Origin of the sequence: Photobacterium minamisatsumaniensis (assembly GCF_050336695.1) — a bacterium.
GTDB classification, from domain to species: Bacteria; Pseudomonadota; Gammaproteobacteria; order Enterobacterales; family Vibrionaceae; genus Photobacterium; species Photobacterium minamisatsumaniensis.
This window is the reverse complement of sequence record NZ_JAKJSI010000034.1, coordinates 37074-54236: the sequence shown is the minus strand read 5'-3', so window position 1 is coordinate 54236 and position 17163 is coordinate 37074. Positions and strand designations below refer to the sequence as shown.

The following is a 17163-nucleotide window of genomic DNA, read 5'->3' as shown; positions in this document are numbered from 1 at the left end:
ATAGCTCTAATAAAAATAGTATTAAAATCTTAATTTGTAACTTTTTTGCTACTGATATTTTTAACACCAACGTCTTACCTGCTGACAATACTCTCGATAATCATCACCAAACATAGCTTCCAATACCGCCTCTTCGGGCTCAATTTGAAAGCTATTGATGAAAAATACAAAGGCTATAATCATAAATAACGCTGAAAGCGCCGATAGATAGAAGAAAGCAGCGAGTAATAAGCACAGTAACCCTAGGTACATAGGATTGCGGGTATATTGATAAATCCCCTTAGTCACAAGCGATGAGGTTTTGTGTGGGTTTCTTGGATCAACGGTTGTTTTCACTCTTGCAAAAGACATGATTGCCGCCAAACCAATGAGCGCACCGAATAGTAGAAAGAGGAATATAATCGCCTTTTGTCCAAAAAAATGAAACTCTACCAACGGCCAGTAAATCGAAAGCAGATACATTGCCCCCAACGTAAACACTAAAACCAACGGTGGTGGTAATCGTAAACTCATAGCGCCTCCCATGCGTCACTTCCGATTCTTTAGATATAGCAGATACTCAACTAACCTCAAGATGTTGAAGTCACAGTTTTGATTGCGTGTTTTTTAGCAGGTAGATAAAATCAGCACAATACCGTTAAAGCCGAAGCCTTTTCTCATTATGTCGACACAGCACTTAAAGTACCTTCAAGGTTACCCTTCACCACTATTGGATCAAATTGATCATTTAATTAAAAATGACAAATTGAAAGATTACTTACTTAAAAAGTACCCAACTGGGCATAGCATTCAATCAGAAAAAGCACTCTATAACTATGTTATTGAACTTAAAAACTCATACCTGAAGAAGTCGTCACCTTTAAGCAAAGTTGCTTATGACAGTAAAATCCATGTCGTTAATCATGCGCTTGGGTTGCATACTTTCGTATCACGCGCTCATGGCGGAAAGTTGAAGGCTAAAAATGAAATCCGTATCTCTGCCATTTTTAAACATGCCCCACTCCCTCTGTTAAAGATGATTGCAGTGCATGAATTAGCGCACATCAGAGAAAAAGATCACAACAAAGCCTTTTATAAGCTCTGCTGCCACATGGAGCCTGATTACCATCAACTTGAGCTAGACACTCGCTTGTTACTGACACAACTTGACCTTGACGGTCCTATTTATGCCAACTCCTAACGATTGCACTCATAAGTAACTAAAACGCAAGCTGTGAAATATTTCATGAATCTGCTTAGGGTATATGACTGAAAAAATCTGACATTTGCCAGAGTTTTCCCTACAATAGTGTGCTAATAAGATATTTAGGTGTTTACATGAAAATTTGTGCTGTTGAGCTACGAAGCAATGAGGCGATTATTTGCCTTCTAACAAAAGAAAATGGTCTATTCGACATCCCTGAATGCCGTTCTCAAAAGTTCATCATGCAAGATATGCTAGATAATGAGCAAATGCGTAAATTCCAAGCGACGTTTGCTAAATTACTAGAAGACTACCAAGTCGATCGCGTTGTTATTCGTACTCGTGAAACTCGTGGCAAATTCGCGGGTAGTGCAATTGGTTTTAAACTTGAAGCTGCAATTCAGCTTATTGATGGTGTTGAAGTTGATTTCATGAGCAATCAAGACATCAAACAAAAAATGAAGCGCAACCCTCTATCAATTGAGTTCCGTGCAACTGGCCTGCGCCAGTTCCAAGAAGCGGCATTCACTACAGGTTACGCTTACCTTAGCTAACCCGCTTTTGATGCTTAATTAAGCGCTGCGGTTAGTGAACTATACCCTCTTTTCTTTTTGGAAAGAGGGTATTTTTTATCCGCGGCCTGTTACCCCTTATCTGAATACGCTTTGCGTAAAATCAGAGCAAATAACGTAAATATACTTTAGCCCTTTACCGCCCCTGCCGTTAAGCCAGAAACAATCTTGCGTTGGAAAAACAACACTAATACTATCAATGGAACTGTAACAATAACTGAAGCCGCCATGATTGCACCAAACGGTAATTCATAGCGACTCGCACCGGAAATCATAGCAATAGCAACAGGTACTGTTCGCATTTCATCACTTAGAATAAATGTCAGTGCAAATAAGAATTCATTCCATGCTGCAATAAAAGCAAGAAGTCCTGTACTAACCAGTGCTGGCCCCATAATAGGTAAGAAAACATGAGTTACCATTCGCCACGTTGAACATCCATCCATTCTTGCAGCATCTTCAAGTTCAATAGGAATCTCTTTCATGAAGGTTGTAAGAACCCACACAGTAAATGGTAATGTGAATATCATGTATGACAAGATTAAAGCCCATAAACTGTTATATAAGCCAAGCTGGTTAATAATTCCAAATAAACCAGAAAGAACGACAACTTGTGGGAACATCGAGACACTCAGCACTGACATTAGAACAGCTGTCCTACCTTTAAACTTCACTCTTCCTAACGCATAAGCTGCAGTCACCGATAAAAAAAGAGATAGAAGGACAACGGCTACCGCAACTATGACTGAATTCAAAATATTACGAACAAAGGCCCCATCATTCAAGACACTGACATAGTTAGACCAATCAATTGTTGGAAAGAACTCAACCTCAAATAGTGAAGCCCCTGTTTTGAACGAAGAGACAACTGACCAATAAAAAGGAAATAACGTATACACAATTACAACAAGCACAATTGCGTAAAATGAAATATTCGACAAACGTTTTTGCGTTGAAATTTTCATTGTTCACTCCTTGATGCATGTGCTTTTGAAAGATAGAGGTACAATACTGTCACAAGGGCAACAATAAAGAACAGCAAGGTTGAAGCTGCTGATCCATAGCCCATATCCTGAAAATCAACGAGTTGCTTGCGCGCATATACAGACATAGTCATGGTTGATTCACTGCTCGATGTCAGTACATATGCAAGATCAAACATTCTTAAAGCATCGAGTAAACGAAAGACGACAGCAACTAAAATAGCTGGTTTAATTAATGGTAAGGTGATGTATAAAAATCTATTCCAAGCCGAAACATTGTCGACTTTAGCTGCTTCATAGACCTCTTTAGGTAACAACTGCAAACCAGCAAGAATAAGTAAAGTCATAAAGGGTGTCGTCTTCCAAACATCGACAAAAATGATAGCACTCATCGACCAATTAGGATCTGCCGTCCAAGCGATTTTCTCGCCAATAATACCCAGTGACAATAATATTTGATTAATCACACCAAATTGGTCGTGAAACATCCACTCCCACATCCTAGCTGATACAATCGTTGGTATTGCCCATGGAACTAAAACAACCGCGCGCATCAAACCTTTTGTCGGCATATTCGTATTCAAGATCAACGCAATAGCTAAACCCAACACCGTTTCTATACTCACCGAGATAACAGCAAAATAAAGTGTATTAGATACCGACTTCCACCAGCTAGGATCAGTAACTAGATAATAATAGTTTTCTAGTCCAATAAATTCAGCTAATTCCGGCGAGGTTAAAGATGCATTGGTTAAGGAGAAGTAGAAAGTTCGAGTTAATGGCCACAAGGCCACAAAACCTAAAACAATTAGCATTGGTAACAAAAAGTACCATGCTTCCCGCTGCCGTAACATCGCGAGCTTAGGCACTTTTTTATCTTTATCAAATGATACTGGTTTAAGGGACTGATTAATAACTGTCATATATCCCCCCTATGATGCGATAGCAACAGATTGCTCAGTCGCATAAAATAAATTAATACCATCTGGACCAAAGAATTGAATCTTATTTGAATCAAACGACAACCAAACTGTATTCCCTACAGCCTGTGTTGACTGACCTTCTTGAACCACAATTATCTTCTCACCGCTCTCTAAGCAACAGTGCAAACATGTTTCATCACCTAACACTTCGACTAAAACTATTTCAGCTTTTATTGATTCAGGCTGACAATTCAAATCTAGACGGATATCTTTTGGTCGAATTCCCATGGTTAACTGCTTTCCAGCATAAGAAACTACAGCATTCGCAATTTTATCCCCATTTGCATTTTTAAAGCCGTCTATGCTCATCTCCCCTTTAATGAAGTTCATTTTAGGTGAGCCAATAAAGCCCGCTACAAAAAGATTATAGGGATGATTGAATAACTCTAAGGGAGTACCAAATTGCTCAACGATACCATCATGCAAAACTACTATGCGATCAGCGAGGGTCATTGCTTCAACTTGATCATGGGTAACATAAATCATGGTTGAATTTAGCTTTTTATGTAATGCCGATATCTCAACACGCATATCAACCCGCAGCTCAGCATCGAGGTTACTAAGTGGCTCATCAAATAGGAATATCTTTGGTTCTCGCACTATCGCACGGCCGATCGCAACACGTTGGCGTTGACCACCAGATAGCTGGCTCGGCTTTCGATCTAATAAATGATCTAATTGAAGAATCCGAGAAGATCGTTGAACTTGGCTTTGAATATACTCTTTTGGTTGGCCCGCTGTTTTTAATGCAAAAGCCATGTTCTCACGTACTGTCATATGAGGATAAAGTGCATAAGATTGGAAAACCATGGCAAGACCTCTTTTTCCAGGAGGTTCATCATTCACCAAAAAATTGTCGATAAACATATCGCCACTGGATTGTGGCTCTAAGCCTGCAATCAAGCGAAGCAATGTTGATTTTCCGCAACCGGAGGGGCCGACAAAAACAATAAACTCTCCTTGCTGGATATCAAGATTAATATCTTTTAAAACCTGGTTTTTATCAAAACTTTTTGTCACATTACGAAGGGTCAAAATATTCATTATCATTATCCCTAACTATTTTCCATCGAAGACAAAGCCGCACCAATTACACCTGCAGACGTACCAAACTGAGCATGTTTGATCGGAATGCTTTTGCACTCCTCGGCCCAAATTCTTTCTCTTATCGCTTTGACTGTAAGCTCATGATAAATACCTCCTGCTAACCCCAAACCTCCACCAATTACAACGGCATCGGGGTCCAGCATGTTTACCATCTGTGCAATCAGTCCACCTAATGATTCAGCAGCTAAGGCAACACATTCTCGTTCATCTCCATCACGAGTTTCAGCGGCCCTTAGAAGAGCAGGTACTCCACCTTGATAAGGCTTTGAGTGCACTTTTAACCAAGTACTTTCTATACCGTTACCCGATACCTGTTCTTCAGCTATAAAGCTGGCCTGCTCTCCGCAATGATGACAGTGGCCGCTTAATAAGCTACTTGCAAAGTGAATGGCATAACCATTAGCACCACGCCAAGGTGTACCTTGGTTATACAAGCTATAACTAAGACCTGTCCCGAGTGACACATAGACAAAGCTCTGATAAGTTTTACCCGCACCAAACTTTGCTTCTGCCAAGCCTGCAGCTCTGACATCACTATCAAATACCACATGCTTCAATGGAAATACATCAGTCCGCAAACTACATAAGTTAAAATTCCAATCACTTACAACTTCACCTTCATTATTAACCAACTCAGGAAACGCTATTCCACAATGCTCGATTTGCCATCCTTTAGTTAAAGCTATTGTTGTTTGTTCAGTAACCATTTCCTGTAAGTCTTTTATTATTTCAGATGAGTGTCGCTCTCGGCCTGTAGGAATAATTTTTGTACTTTGAATTGCACCAGTTGTTAAATCAACTAATCCTGCAGCAATCTTAGTGCCACCTATATCAATACCAATTCCATATTTTGGTTCTCGCATTTAAAACTCCCTGCCCTTTCAAATACTCATCGGTATTATGTTTTTTTCAGTAATATATGATGAGATGAATACTCGACGAGATATAGGTTTGCAGGTCATGCTGCAAACCAAATACGTAACCTTATTTGCAACCCAAACCATGCTCTAGTGCAAAGGTCAGGTTACTCTGCGCAAATGATTTTGCCCGTTTCTCGCGATCAGGGTAAATATCTTGCTCAATCACAGCATAGCCATTAAAACCTGTCGTAATCATTGCTTCTTTCACTGCGGAAAAGTTCACATTCCCCTGACCTAATGGAACCATAACACCTATTTCAAACGCGTCATTATCTGAAAGGTTTTCTCGCTTCACTTTGCTAAGAACTTCCATGCTCATATCTTTTAAGTGGTAATAATTAATACGACTACCGAACTCCTTAATAAACTCCTCAGGAAGACCTCCTGTATATAAATGATGCCCAGTATCAAAGCAAAGATTGACATATTTATCGTCTGTATCATTTAGCATACGGATTATTTGATGCTCATTTTCAATGCAAGTTGCTACATGAGGGTGATACGCATATTTTAATCCATACTCTTCCTGAACAATTTTCGCTGATTCACCTATAACTTCGATAACATGGCGCCATTGCGATAAATTTAGATTACGGTCGCTTGGGTGAGGGTAAAGTTCATCACCATCCATAAAGACAAAGTATTCAGCACCAAGCTCGACTAAAAGTGGGCAAATCTTGTCAATATCACGGCGAAGGTTATCAAGTGAACCTGGTACTATCAGATCTGACATGTGAGCAGTACTACACACTGACATATTTCTTGCGGCAAGTTCATCTTTTAGTTGATCAACATTGCTTGGCAAGTATCCGTACGGTCCAAGCTCAATAACTGAATGTCCGATCTCAGCCGCTTCATCTAAAAACTTATGCCAACTAGGTTGCAGTTCATCCTGCGGATACCAAACACCCCACGAACAAGGACAAGTTGCTAATTTGATATTATTCGACATGCTCAGTTACCCCCAATGAGTCAGCTATACATAGCAATGCTTGCTGAACTAATTTAATATCTTTGAATGAATCATTTAATGTTGTTTTAACTGCTTCACCCTGCTTGATAGCAGCATGAAAATGCAGTAACTCGTTAGTGAATTGGTCTTGATAATAAGGGCCACTAACAGATTTAATATTCTTCCCATTTAAGGATGATTGATATTCAAAGGTCGTAGGTAAGTTACGAATATACGGTGTTGTGTAATTAACTCGAAACATTTCCGATTCTGATGTGACTTCAATGTGAGCATCAACACGAGAAAGGTTATCAATCAAAATTTCATAGCTAGCAAAAAATTCCCCATAATCGAGTGTTAGAACAATGTTGTCACCCGTCGAATTACTATAACCACTCACAACTCGTTTAGGCTCACCAATTAACATTCGAAGTGCTGAAAGGTTGTGAATTGCAGCACCAGTTAAAACTCGGTAAATTTTCCAGAGCAAATCGGAATGTGATTTATTTCCAAGGATATGCTTTCTTTGTGATAATTCGACTCCAGCTAATTCGGTAATTTTAGCTCTGTCATGGTCATTGGGTGTCACAACGGCAGCGACCTGTGGAATATAGTAATCCCCTTCTCTCTGAAGATCTCTAACTCGAACACTTTTAATATCACCAAATGCAGTTAATTGCTTTTCAGCCTGTTTAAATGCTTCAGAATATGCCCTCATATAGGCTATACAAACTTTTACGCCATTTACTTCTGCTAACTCTGCCAATTCCTGAATATGCTCTAACTGTAGACATGATGGCTTTTCTAACAATACATGTTTATTATTTTCAATTGCCATTTTTGCGTGTAAATAATGCAGAGGATCTGGAGACATAATAATAACAGCATCAACATTACTGTCAGTAATTACATCTTCAGCATTAGCGTACCCATTATTAATTTGATATTGCATACACAACTGTTCTACTAATGTTGAGCTAATATCCTGACCAGCTACAACATTGAATTTAGTATTATAGCGAAACAAAGTTGGTAAATGTAATGTTTGAGCGGCCTCACCCATGCCGACTAACCCAATATTTAATATATTGCCTGACATAAAAACTCCATAACTAGTTTAGAATCGAAAAAATAAATACAATAACTAAAAACTATTACTCAATATTTAAATCCTTAGGAATTGCACTTTTCACGATGTGCAATGTTCCATTGAGGCATTCATGAATAATCGTTGATGGCCAATCTTCTTCATAGCTAGTGCTATTAAACAGTTTTCTTGTTGCGAATTGTTTATGCTCACCATCAATTAGTAAGCCAGCTTCTTTTGATAATAATGCGATAGAAGCTGGACCAACCGTTAAGCCATATGTAGGTACCTCAGCTAGAGACGTGAATTCAGGAAAAGTACCGAGGTTATCGCTCCTAGTAGTATCTGCTAGCTTTGTAATTCGAGTTATCTCAGACAATAATGTTCCTGGAGGGTTAAAAGCGACATGCCCATCAGAGCCACCAGTAGCTAATATAAAGTAATCAATACCCCCTGCTTGCTTTATTCTTTCATCATAGCTTTCTGGACTATCAATGGATGGAAACCAAACATTTTCTTTAGTTATTTGCTTATTCGTCTCTAAACCGGAATTAAGTCGCTGCCTAATCTCAATTTCAGCAAAGCGCCTGCAGCTATAATGTGCACTATCATCTGCTTGCTTCAAGCCATCAGAGGTTTCTAATACATAGTCGTCCATCATAATAATGATTAATTTGCTAAGGTCGTCACCACCTTGTTCAGCAAGATCAGCCATTGCATTGTACACCGCCATTGGTGAACGCCCACCGGGACAACCAAGTAAGTAGTGTCTATTATTATTTTTTGCTGTTTTAATTTCTCCTAATAAATATCGTGCTATTGCTATTCCTTGCTCATTGCAAGAAGAGTAACTAGTGATTTTCGTTGTCATAATAGAAGCTGCCTACCAAGATATATTCAGGCGACACAGCACAATACTGTGCCGAATAAGAGTTTTAATTTATTACCAATGTGCCCGACGTTTAATCCGCTCTAACTCTCGTTCTAATTTCTGTAGCGCGTCCTGTGGACTCGAATTACCAGCGAGGGCTGAATGTACATCTGACCAAATGGTGTAACTCACTCGGCTATATTGATCACCTGTTATTTGGGATGGCCTTGCTACGACATTAGCGAACGCATCTTCTGCATCAACGAGGAATGGATTAGCTGCCACTATGTCTTCGTCATTATAAAGCTCAGGTAACGTTGGACTATATCCTCCAACGATCGCACGCCGTTTCTGCTCTTCTGGCCCCGTCAAGTATTTAACAAGATCAACAGCAACTTTAGGATTAGCGGAGTATTTTGAAACACCAAGTAAAGCAGTTCCATAACATCCTGCATTACGACCATTTATTGTGGCCATTGGTAAAGCAGCAACACCCACTTTATCTTTGATAACGCTGCCATCAGAGTTTGCTAAATTCCAAGCATATGCCCAGTTTCTCATAAATAGTGCATTGCCATTTTGAAACACACCTCGGGATGATTCTTCATCGTAATTAAGTACACCTGGAGGACTAATGTTATTCACCCAACTAGCTGCAACTTTAAGAACTTCCATATTCTCAGGTGTATTTACCGTCACATCACCGCTGTCATTAACTATGGCTCCAGTTTCGGTACTACCAAACCATTCGGCTATATTACAAGTCAGCCCTTCATAAGGCCTACCCTGCCAAACATACCCCCAAAAATCACGCTGCCCTGTTTTACGTTCACCTGCTTGAACAATTTCAGCTGTTTTTGTCAACTCGCTATAGGTTACTGGTACATCAAGCTCATACTTTTCTAACAAGTCTTTTCGATAAAAAAGCATTCCTGTGTCCATGTACCAAGGTAAGGAAAGCACTTTCCCATCCACTGTTGTTCCATTAATAGCAGCGCTAAAATGTTGATTAATAACGTTGCTATCGACATATTGATTCATATCCAGCAAGTGGTTTTTCAACGCTCCTGGCCAAATTGTATCGAGAATCAGTACATCGATATCTTTTGATTGAGAAGCAAGTAACTGCTGATATAAAGGAAGAACATCATCCCAACCAGCTGGTAATGTAACAACATTAACGTCATTACCTGTCTTTTCAGCCCAAGCATCAGTCCCTTCACGACAAAGCTGCAGCTCTACACCTGATGAGCTACAAAAAACTGTCACCTCAGCAGCATAAGTAAGAGCAGGCATCGCACTAAAAGCAATACCTGCAGCCAAGCTTATTATCTTTCTTTGTTGCGGCATGATGTTCCCTCCCACGTAATAAATCCATTAAATTGATTTAATCAGAAATCCCAATGAATTGACCAGCCTTTAATCTAACCACCGTGATCTGAGCATCATTTGACCATATAAATATTCCAAAATAGTATATTGGATCACATTTTATTTACATAACACTCTATTACCCAAGTCTCACAGCTGCACTGAGCGATTACTATAATATCAACTTGATAAATCAACTTAATGGATTTAATGTAATGGATGACTTAGTTAAATAACGACACATCACTTTTATGCTACGGTATTAACTTCTCAACTTATTGAAATCAAACACTACAGAGCGGTGAACATTGATAGGAACTAACCACGAAGATACCCGAAAGTTTAATCAGGCTGTTGTCTTTGAGACTATTCGGAAATCAGGGCCAATCAGCAGGGTTGAGATTGCCGGAAGAACAGGCCTTCGAAATCAAACTATTACGAACATAACTCGTGAGTTGCTTGAGTGTGGTTTGCTGGCCGAAACTGGGAAAGTTCAAGGAAAACGAGGACAACCGCAGACATTATTGGAAGTATGTGAACAAGCCGCTTGCTCTATAGGAATTCAAATTGACAAGGGAGTAATGACAGCACGCCTTGTCGACATAAACTTAAACACCTTGGCTAGCCATCGGCTGGAAATGAACAGTTTAGACCCGTATTACATTGTCAATGAGTTAGCTTCAGTAATTCGCCTCTTATCTTCAAGGATCAGCCCAACTCAAACTCTTTGGGGAGCAGGAATTGCTTTAGCGACTTTACTCGATAATCGAACACCTGCTGACCTGTTATCCCCAGGATGGGGAGTGTGGAAAGGCTTTGATTTAGTGGGAGAACTACGCAAACAAATTGAGATTCCAATTTACGTAGAAAATGATGCTACAGCTGCAGCAATTGGTAGCCGTGTTTCAGGTCAAGGCCAGAAACTTAACAATTTCGTTTACCTCTATATTGGTAACGGTATAGGTGCAGGAATTATTGTAAACGGACAGCCCTATAAAGGATCTTGGAACAACGCAGGTGAGGTTGGTCGAATACAGTGGCCTAACGAAGGAAGATTAGAGTTTGTTGAGAAATTACTCTCTATTTCAGGCTTAAGCCGAGCTCTCGAATGCCCAGAGTCAGAGTTAATGATGGCAGATTTTATACATGATCAGCTTTCATTAAAGTCACCAAGACTAATAAAGTGGCTTGATGACGCAGCCTCTAGGTTAAAATTTGTTATCAATATTTTAGAAAACATGCTTGAACCTGAGAGCATCATAATTGGCAGTACTTTACCAAATGAACTTCTCCATACTCTCCTTAGCCATGCATCTCCCCTTCCACCCTCAATTTGTGTCACGGCTTCACGAGAACACCCCCGAGTAATGATCGCCCCTCAATATAATAATATTGTTGCAACAGGTGCTGCAGCTATCCCAATTTATGCAGCAGGTAATCCAAAACTATTCCATTTATTCAACTGTTCTCATTCAAGCCCTCCTCTTCTAACACCATAGACTAACTAAATCTAAAAACGCCTGAAAATCAAAGCCAGGCGTTAAACAGTAGAACCTAATAATCTGTTGCTGATATCAAAAACACAGTTACCAGAGTGAAATATTTACCATTTTACATGCAACACAAACAATAAATTGAACATCTAAAAAACAATTAAAAATACCGTTCAATTCACAAAACCAAAGATACATTAAATTTAAAAATTAGAACAACAAAATATACATCCCTTCATTATCAACCAGATAGAGCAATAAAACAGAGTTCGATAAATCTCACTAATCACATACATTCATAATAGTAATTATATTAACCCCACAAATACATGATAAAAAACACTGTATCTTTATCGAGTGACTTGTAGCTACTCGCATAAATTAACCCATACTTTTTAAATGGTGAATTAATATGAAAAAAATCTCCACCTTCATTATGATTGCGTTGCTAGCGGGTTGTAATTCATCGAGCAACAACACTGACGATAAAACACTACCACCAAGTACACACCTGCCAGAGATTGAGGTACCAGAAAAACCGCAACCTCAATTGCCACCAGCGCATTTACCCGCTGGTGATATGTCACCCGATCGTCCAATGCCAGATACTTGGTATCCCGAAGCCTCTGCTCGTTACGGCATGAGCATTGCTTCTCTACACCAAGCTTGTAGCTTTGAAAATAACCATCCTCAGATTGAAGTGACGACTTATTGTGATTGGAAAAACGAAACTCTCACTGTTACCTATTATGCAGAGAAGAGTACGGGTGATAATGATCCTGGCCATAGCAGTACCGACTTCAAACATAGCTTCAAATGGGTTGTTAGTGACGCAAATATTGCTGCAGGTAAAATCTGGCCTCAATCTAATCACTTAGCTACCGGGGTTATTAGCAACGATACCTATGTTAAATATGGCGATGTACTATATTCACTCGGTTTCTGTAATGACGAACAGTGTGCTGAAAATGACTATGATATTATTACTCACCCAGTAAGCATCATTGCCAATGGAAACCATGTTGTTTCTGATGGTACACCATTGGATGGCGGCAACACTGATTTCGTCATGGATTCTTATAAAAATGTCGATAGGTTCTTCTTTATTGCTAACTTTACTGACTTCAACACAGGTAAAGAGCAAGATAGCATTTTCATGATGGATAAGGCTTACCCTGCCATCATTCACAATGTATTAAGCCCTGCTTTTGGATACTAAATAAACGCGAAGCCATTTCTCTATATAATATTAAAGCGTTTACAACCATCGCAGCTACAGTGCTGAAAAAGCCAGAACAGTGATACTGTTCTGGCTTTATTACATAGACCGTGAATCTAATTTAGTCCATTGTCGGCATCACAAAGCTGCTGCTGTGTTGCTCTAGGCGAACACTTGTCGGCCAACGGCTGGTTACTGTTTTCATTCTAGTGTAGAAACGTACTCCATCGTTACCGTGTACATTCAACGGCCCAAAGACTGAACGTTTCCAACCACCAAAACTATGGAACGCCATTGGTACAGGAATTGGTACGTTAATCCCTACCATGCCCGCAAGTACATCTTCGCTGAACTGGCGTGCAGTTTCGCCATCTCGAGTAAAGATAGCCGTACCATTGCCGTACTCATGGCGGTTGATTAACTCAAGACCAGTCTGGTAATCAGGCACGCGCACAACGGCTAATACCGGACCAAAGATCTCTTCTTGGTAGATTGTCATTTCTGGCGATACATTATCAAACAATGTAGGGCCAACGAAGAAGCCATTTTCATGACCATCGATACTAATATCACGACCATCGACAACTAACGAAGCGCCCTGCTCTACACCAGAGTTGATGTAATCACAGATCTTCTCTTTATGCTGAGCAGAAATCACTGGACCCATATCATTTTCAGGCCCTTCAATTACACCTGGTCCAACATTCATAGCACCGATTTGGCTAGTTAATTTGGCGATTAGTTCATCTGCTGTTTCATCACCGACAGCAACAACAACAGATAACGCCATACATCGCTCACCCGCGGCACCATAAGCCGCCCCCATAATCGCATTCGTCGCCATATCTAAATCTGCATCAGGCATGGCAATACAATGGTTCTTCGCCCCACCCAATGCCTGACAACGCTTGCCATGGGCTGATGCGGTCGAATAAATGTATTCTGCGATTGGTGTCGAGCCCACAAAGCTCACCGCCTGAACTCGAGAGTCGGTAAGAAGCACATCTACCGCTTCTTTATCACCATTAACAACGTTAAATACCCCATCAGGCAAGCCTGCTTCTTTCAGTAATTTGGCCATCATAATCGCCATCGACGGATCTTTTTCCGATGGTTTCAGTATAAAAGTATTACCCGTTGCCAACGCGATAGGGAACATCCACATTGGCACCATCGCAGGGAAATTAAATGGTGTAATCCCAGCGCAAACACCTAGCGGCTGCATTAAAGAATGGCTATCAACACCAGTACCGACATTGGCTGAATGCTCACCTTTTTGTAAGTGCGGAATACCGCAAGCAAACTCAACCACTTCTAGGCCACGGGTTACTTCACCCACAGCATCTGAATAGACTTTACCGTGCTCATTAGAAATTAACCGTGCCAGCTCATCCATGTTTTGTTCAAGTAACGCTTTAAACTTAAACATCACACGAGCACGCTTTAGTGGTGATGCTTTTGCCCATGCTGGAAAAGCTTTATCAGCAGCTGAAATCGCTTCAGCTGTTTCAGCTGCCGAGCTCAGCACAACCTGACGGGTTTGCTCGCCTGTCGCAGGGTTATAAATTGGTGCAAATCGCTGGCTATGGCTTTCGCTGATCTGACCGTGGATGAAATTTTGTACAGTTTCCATTTTTCGCTCCTGAAATTATTTTTGTTCTTGGCCGATTAATAGCCCAGCTTCGCCAGCAAGTTGTTGTAAATTATTGAAGCCTAAAGAGGCATAAGTCATAGGGTGAGCGATGGCTGGGTCTTGCTCTGCCTCAACCACTAGCCAACCTTGGTAATTCGCTTTTTTTAACGGTTCGAAAACCGCAGGGTAATTTACGCAACCATCACCCGGTACCGTAAACACACCATCCAATACTGCATCTAAAAAGCTGGTTTTACGGTTTTTCACATCCGCTAGCACATCTGCGCGTACGTCTTTGGTATGCACATGATTAATACGGTGGGCCCAGCGAGTAGCGACCACCGCCGGATCAGCACCTGCAAATGTTAGGTGTCCAGTATCAAGCAGCAAACCAACATCTTCTGTGGTGTAGTCCATCAGATTATCGATGTCCTCTGCACTTTCGATCACCGTTCCCATGTGGTGGTGATACGCAACCTGTACCCCTTGGCTCTTGGTGTATTTGGCAAATTCACTCAGCTTTTTACCGTACTCTTGCCATTGTTCTGCTGGGAATTGAGGGCGTAATCGCACAGGGGTACCCTGTTGACCATGAATGCAGTCGGTCACTTCAGCAAAAACCATCACGGTTGCACCTAATTCGCGCAGCAAGATTAAATGAGATTGCACAGCTTCGATTTCTTCTTCTACCGAACGCGTCAGCAATTCACCCGAATACCAGCCCGAAACCAGCTTTACATCATGGTTAGCCAAAATAGGGCCAAGTACACTGGCATCGCGTGGGAATTTGTTTCCCAGCTCGAACCCTGTAAAGCCAGCTTGTCGCCCTTCGCTCAAGCAAGTCTCAAGTGGTGTTTCAGCACCAAGGGATGGCAGATCGTCATTAGTCCATGTCAGCGGGTTAATACCTAGTTGAACAGTCATACTACTTCTCCTTAAATTACTTGCTGCTGCTTGGCGAGTTCGTAACGCTTTCTGGCTTGGCGAACTTGTTCACGCTCAGATACTTCTGGCACTGCAACTTCCCACCATGAACCGCCTGATTCCGTCGTACTTAACGGGTCAGTATCTAGGGTGATCACATAAGTCGACGCTGCTTGCTTGGCACGAACCAGTGCTTGTTCCAATTCAGCAATATTGCCGACTTTTTCTGCTTGTGCTCCCAGTGATCGAGCATGGGCGGCAAAATCAGTTTTCGGCGCACCTTCTTCGACGGTATTGCAATCTTTCAGCAGGTTATTAAACCCTGCACCACCACAAGCATGCTGTAAGCGGTTAATACACCCGTAACCTCGGTTATCAAGCACCACAAGCACCAGCTTTTGCCCAAGCATTACTGATGTTGAAATTTCTGAGTTCAACATCAGGTATGAACCATCACCCACCATGACAAAGACTTCAGAGTCTGGCTTTGCCATTTTGACCCCTAAGCCACCAGCAATTTCATACCCCATGCATGAAAAGCCATATTCAAGGTGATAACCCTTGTCATAACGCGTACGCCAAAGCTTATGAAGCTCACCTGGTAAACCACCTGCGGCACAAACAACAATGTCTTTCTCGTTAGCAGCACGGTTAACCGCACCGATCACTTCTGCATCAGTTGGCAAATCAGTTTTACGATCTGTCATGGCAATAGACACTGTTTCGTTCCACTGCTGACGCAGCGATTCTGCTTTCGCCTGCCAGCTAGAGCTCACCTGCCAATCTGCTAACTTCGATGTTAATTGAGGCAGCGTGACTTTGGCATCTGCCACCAGCGGCGTACCATAATGTTTTGTCGCATCGAAACCATTGATATTCAAAGACACAATCTTTGCATCAGGCTTAAACAGTGCGCGCGAGCTAGAGGTAAAGTCTTGCAAACGGCTACCCACAGCAATAACTACATCGGCTTCTGCTGCTAATGTATTTACCGCAGCCGATCCCGTTACCCCAATAGAGCCAAGGTTAGAAGCGTGATCCCATGGTAACGCCCCTTTCCCTGCTTGTGTTTCACCCACCGGTATCTGGTAAGTTTCAACAAACTCTCGGAACTGCGCTAATGCACCCGAGTAATGAATACCGCCACCAGCAATCACTAGAGGCTGTTTGGCTTCTTTAATTAATTCAATAACTTCTGCTAGCTCATATTCATCCGCCCCTGGGCGACGAGCACGGTGTACTTTCTCTTTAAAAAAGTGCAATGGATAGTCAAACGCCATCGTCTGGACATCTTGTGGAAGAGCAATGGTCGCAGGGCCACACTCAACCGGATCTGTCAGTACACGCATCGCTTGCGGTAAGCTATTCAGTAGCTGCTCTGGGCGAGTAATACGGTCAAAGAATCGACTGACTGGTTTGAAACAATCATTCGGTGTAATTGTCGCATCACTCCAGTCTTCGACTTGCTGTAACACCGGGTCAGGTTCACGGGTCGCAAAAGTATCCCCCGGCAATAGCAGTACTGGTAGGCGATTTACATGGGCTAAAGCCGCCGCTGTTACCATGTTCAACGCTCCAGGCCCTACAGAGGTTGTCGCTGCCATCATTTGCTGACGGTTATTTGCTTTGGCAAATGCAATAGCACTGTGTGCCATTGCTTGTTCATTGTGGGCACGATACGTTGGCAAACTTGCATTAGCGTGATAAAGCGCTTCGCCAAGTCCTGCTACATTGCCATGTCCAAAGATAGCGAATACACCAGCGAACATTGGTTGAATTTCACCATCGATTTCAACTTTTTGAGCCTGAAGGTACTTTACCAGTGCCTGAGCCATCGTCAGGCGAATAGTGTTAACAGTCATGAT

16 protein-coding genes are annotated in these 17163 nt (G+C 41.5%); 4 read left to right on the top strand and 12 right to left on the bottom strand.

From position 1 onward, the window contains the following. Positions 1-60 precede the first annotated feature (60 nt). On the bottom strand, positions 61-513 hold the full coding sequence (locus L4D78_RS18435) for a methyltransferase family protein (RefSeq protein ID WP_428468297.1): 453 nt from the start codon (positions 511-513) through the stop codon (positions 61-63). Between the two features lie 148 nt (positions 514-661). Here L4D78_RS18435 and L4D78_RS18430 point away from each other — a divergent pair, with 148 nt between their 5' ends. After that, positions 662-1180, top strand: a complete 519-nt coding sequence (locus L4D78_RS18430; protein ID WP_428468296.1) for a YgjP-like metallopeptidase domain-containing protein — start codon at positions 662-664, stop codon at positions 1178-1180. Between the two features lie 137 nt (positions 1181-1317). After that, entirely contained in the window at positions 1318-1737 is a 420-nt protein-coding gene (locus tag L4D78_RS18425; RefSeq protein ID WP_428468295.1) for a DUF3010 family protein, read from the top strand. Between the two features lie 146 nt (positions 1738-1883). On the opposite strand, the gene L4D78_RS18420 is transcribed toward L4D78_RS18425, so the two are convergent. From L4D78_RS18420 to L4D78_RS18385, 8 genes are all read right to left on the bottom strand, one after another. Then, a complete protein-coding gene (locus L4D78_RS18420) occupies positions 1884-2720 on the bottom strand; it encodes a carbohydrate ABC transporter permease (RefSeq protein ID WP_428468294.1) in 837 nt (278 codons plus the stop codon). Further along, positions 2717-3661, bottom strand: coding sequence for a carbohydrate ABC transporter permease (locus L4D78_RS18415; protein ID WP_428468293.1), 945 nt, complete (start codon positions 3659-3661; stop codon positions 2717-2719). The genes L4D78_RS18420 and L4D78_RS18415 overlap by 4 nt, the downstream gene beginning before the upstream one ends. Positions 3662-3670: 9 nt before the next feature. Beyond that, positions 3671-4765, bottom strand: coding sequence for an ABC transporter ATP-binding protein (locus L4D78_RS18410; protein ID WP_428468292.1), 1095 nt, complete (start codon positions 4763-4765; stop codon positions 3671-3673). An 11-nt stretch (positions 4766-4776) separates the two neighbouring features. Then, on the bottom strand, positions 4777-5691 hold the full coding sequence (locus L4D78_RS18405; RefSeq protein ID WP_428468291.1) for an ROK family protein: 915 nt from the start codon (positions 5689-5691) through the stop codon (positions 4777-4779). A 121-nt stretch (positions 5692-5812) separates the two neighbouring features. Beyond that, positions 5813-6700, bottom strand: coding sequence for a sugar phosphate isomerase/epimerase family protein (locus tag L4D78_RS18400; RefSeq protein ID WP_428468290.1), 888 nt, complete (start codon positions 6698-6700; stop codon positions 5813-5815). After that, positions 6690-7799 (bottom strand): Gfo/Idh/MocA family oxidoreductase, encoded by a 1110-nt coding sequence (locus L4D78_RS18395; RefSeq protein WP_428468289.1) that lies wholly within the window; start codon positions 7797-7799, stop codon positions 6690-6692. Before L4D78_RS18395 ends, L4D78_RS18400 begins: the two co-directional genes overlap by 11 nt. A 55-nt stretch (positions 7800-7854) precedes the next feature. After that, positions 7855-8658, bottom strand: coding sequence for a sugar phosphate isomerase family (locus tag L4D78_RS18390; RefSeq protein ID WP_428468288.1), 804 nt, complete (start codon positions 8656-8658; stop codon positions 7855-7857). 72 nt (positions 8659-8730) lie between these two features. Beyond that, positions 8731-10008: an ABC transporter substrate-binding protein gene (locus L4D78_RS18385; RefSeq protein WP_428468287.1), complete on the bottom strand. Its 1278-nt coding sequence runs from the start codon at positions 10006-10008 to the stop codon at positions 8731-8733. A 329-nt stretch (positions 10009-10337) separates the two neighbouring features. Here L4D78_RS18385 and L4D78_RS18380 point away from each other — a divergent pair, with 329 nt between their 5' ends. Together L4D78_RS18380 and L4D78_RS18375 are read left to right on the top strand one after the other, a co-directional pair. After that, positions 10338-11528 carry an ROK family protein gene (locus tag L4D78_RS18380; protein WP_428468286.1) on the top strand — a complete coding sequence of 397 codons (1191 nt, stop codon included), beginning with the start codon at positions 10338-10340 and terminating at the stop codon, positions 11526-11528. A 406-nt stretch (positions 11529-11934) separates the two neighbouring features. Continuing rightward, the gene (locus L4D78_RS18375) at positions 11935-12741 is read left to right on the top strand and encodes a hypothetical protein (RefSeq protein WP_428468285.1); all 807 of its coding nucleotides are present in this window, start codon (positions 11935-11937) and stop codon (positions 12739-12741) included. Between the two features lie 121 nt (positions 12742-12862). Here the strand turns inward: L4D78_RS18375 and L4D78_RS18370 are convergent, their stop codons facing one another. From L4D78_RS18370 to iolD, 3 genes are read right to left on the bottom strand one after another with little or no spacing between them, the layout of a single operon-like run. Further along, positions 12863-14374 carry a CoA-acylating methylmalonate-semialdehyde dehydrogenase gene (locus L4D78_RS18370; RefSeq protein ID WP_428468284.1) on the bottom strand — a complete coding sequence of 504 codons (1512 nt, stop codon included), beginning with the start codon at positions 14372-14374 and terminating at the stop codon, positions 12863-12865. A 15-nt stretch (positions 14375-14389) separates the two neighbouring features. Then, complete coding sequence (gene iolE, locus L4D78_RS18365; RefSeq protein WP_428468283.1) at positions 14390-15298, bottom strand: myo-inosose-2 dehydratase; 909 nt, start codon at positions 15296-15298, stop codon at positions 14390-14392. An 11-nt stretch (positions 15299-15309) separates the two neighbouring features. Continuing rightward, positions 15310-17160, bottom strand: coding sequence for a 3D-(3,5/4)-trihydroxycyclohexane-1,2-dione acylhydrolase (decyclizing) (gene iolD, locus L4D78_RS18360; RefSeq protein ID WP_428468282.1), 1851 nt, complete (start codon positions 17158-17160; stop codon positions 15310-15312). Between the last annotated feature and the right edge of the window lie 3 nt (positions 17161-17163).

What these genes read in the sequence shown, in the direction of transcription:
- L4D78_RS18435 (WP_428468297.1), bottom strand. Translation starts at nt 513, where the DNA reads ATGAGTTTACGATTACCACCACCGTTGGTTTTAGTGTTTACGTTGGGG.
- L4D78_RS18430 (WP_428468296.1), top strand. Translation starts at nt 662, where the DNA reads ATGTCGACACAGCACTTAAAGTACCTTCAAGGTTACCCTTCACCACTA.
- L4D78_RS18425 (WP_428468295.1), top strand. Translation starts at nt 1,318, where the DNA reads ATGAAAATTTGTGCTGTTGAGCTACGAAGCAATGAGGCGATTATTTGC.
- L4D78_RS18420 (WP_428468294.1), bottom strand. Translation starts at nt 2,720, where the DNA reads ATGAAAATTTCAACGCAAAAACGTTTGTCGAATATTTCATTTTACGCA.
- L4D78_RS18415 (WP_428468293.1), bottom strand. Translation starts at nt 3,661, where the DNA reads ATGACAGTTATTAATCAGTCCCTTAAACCAGTATCATTTGATAAAGAT.
- L4D78_RS18410 (WP_428468292.1), bottom strand. Translation starts at nt 4,765, where the DNA reads ATGAATATTTTGACCCTTCGTAATGTGACAAAAAGTTTTGATAAAAAC.
- L4D78_RS18405 (WP_428468291.1), bottom strand. Translation starts at nt 5,691, where the DNA reads ATGCGAGAACCAAAATATGGAATTGGTATTGATATAGGTGGCACTAAG.
- L4D78_RS18400 (WP_428468290.1), bottom strand. Translation starts at nt 6,700, where the DNA reads ATGTCGAATAATATCAAATTAGCAACTTGTCCTTGTTCGTGGGGTGTT.
- L4D78_RS18395 (WP_428468289.1), bottom strand. Translation starts at nt 7,799, where the DNA reads ATGTCAGGCAATATATTAAATATTGGGTTAGTCGGCATGGGTGAGGCC.
- L4D78_RS18390 (WP_428468288.1), bottom strand. Translation starts at nt 8,658, where the DNA reads ATGACAACGAAAATCACTAGTTACTCTTCTTGCAATGAGCAAGGAATA.
- L4D78_RS18385 (WP_428468287.1), bottom strand. Translation starts at nt 10,008, where the DNA reads ATGCCGCAACAAAGAAAGATAATAAGCTTGGCTGCAGGTATTGCTTTT.
- L4D78_RS18375 (WP_428468285.1), top strand. Translation starts at nt 11,935, where the DNA reads ATGAAAAAAATCTCCACCTTCATTATGATTGCGTTGCTAGCGGGTTGT.
- L4D78_RS18370 (WP_428468284.1), bottom strand. Translation starts at nt 14,374, where the DNA reads ATGGAAACTGTACAAAATTTCATCCACGGTCAGATCAGCGAAAGCCAT.
- iolE (WP_428468283.1), bottom strand. Translation starts at nt 15,298, where the DNA reads ATGACTGTTCAACTAGGTATTAACCCGCTGACATGGACTAATGACGAT.
- iolD (WP_428468282.1), bottom strand. Translation starts at nt 17,160, where the DNA reads ATGACTGTTAACACTATTCGCCTGACGATGGCTCAGGCACTGGTAAAG.